The organism is Oscillibacter sp., assembly GCF_032060045.1.
In the GTDB taxonomy this organism is placed as follows: Bacteria; Bacillota; Clostridia; order Oscillospirales; family Oscillospiraceae; genus Oscillibacter.
Map to the genome: position 1 here is coordinate 34,335 of NZ_DAMBZJ010000019.1, position 1,106 is coordinate 35,440.

General features: G+C 58.4%; 1 protein-coding gene and 1 pseudogene. Both read left to right on the forward strand.

What is annotated here, in order from left to right:
• Positions 1–334 (forward strand): annotated as a pseudogene (locus RT018_RS09230) (hypothetical protein); the annotation flags it as partial.
• The coding region (locus RT018_RS09235) for a glycoside hydrolase family 5 protein (protein ID WP_312941280.1) at positions 327–1,106 on the forward strand (780 nt) is incomplete at its 3' end. The pseudogene RT018_RS09230 and the gene RT018_RS09235, both read left to right, overlap by 8 nt.

A 1,106-nucleotide genomic window follows, 5' to 3' on the forward strand; every position in this document is an offset into this window, starting at 1 on the left:
CATGGTGCACATTGAGAATTTTGACTATAAATATCTGGCGACAGATACCGAGGACCTGCCGCCCACGCTTTCTTTGTATCTGGAGGAGGGACTGACGCTGAGGTGTGCGTTTGAACGGAATCTACCAGGCGGGAAAAAGCTGTATGCCGTGTCCAATTATGACGCGCTGCACAACAACGAAAAGGCCGCTGCGCGGCTGATTCATTGGGTGCAATGGGCCATGAGGCAAGGGACTCCTACGGTGGAAGCGTCCGCTGCAAGCCGCCGGTATGCAGCGCTGGAAGAGAGTCTGTTGGGTGTTGGACCGGCGGACAGGGAGCTGTCCGATGCGTAGGCGGGGCGGCAGTCTGCGGCGCTTTGTGTCCGTATTGATGCTGTTGCTGCTGGTTGGAGGAGGACTTTTTGCGTATCGCTGGAAAGCTGGCGAGGAGCGGCGCTTTGTAAAGGCCCTGGGAGCGGGCTGGAACCTTGGTAATACGCTGGATTCCCATAAGCTCCACAAGGAGACGGACGACCCCAACGCGTATGAGACGTATTGGAACAATCCGCCCGCCACGCCGGAGTTGTTTTCCGACGTGAAGGCGGCCGGCTTTGATCTGGTGCGCATTCCCGTGACCTGGTACGAGCATATGGACGAGGACCTTCAGGTGGACGAAGTGTGGCTGGACCGCGTGCAGGAGGTGGTGGACGAGGCGCTGGCGGCTGGGTTGTCTGTCATTATAAACGCTCACCACGACCCGTGGTATACGCCGCTGGAATCTCAGGCCGAGGAGGCCGAGGCTCGGACACGGGCCCTTTGGAAGCAGCTTGCGTTTCGCTTTCGGGAGTATGACGAGTCTCTTTTATTCGAGAGTATGAATGAGCCGCGGCTTATCGGCACGGAGCAGGAGTGGGGCGACGGAACGCCCGAGGCCCGGGCAATCGTCAATCGCCTAAACAAGGTGTTCGTGAAAACGGTGCGTGCTTCCGGTGGGGAAAATTCCGGCCGCTATCTTTTGCTGCCTACCTACTGTGCCCGCACGGGAACGGAAGCGCTGGAAGACTTTCGAATGCCTACGGGCAAGCGACTGATTGTCTCGCTGCACCTCTACGAGCCGTATGGGTTT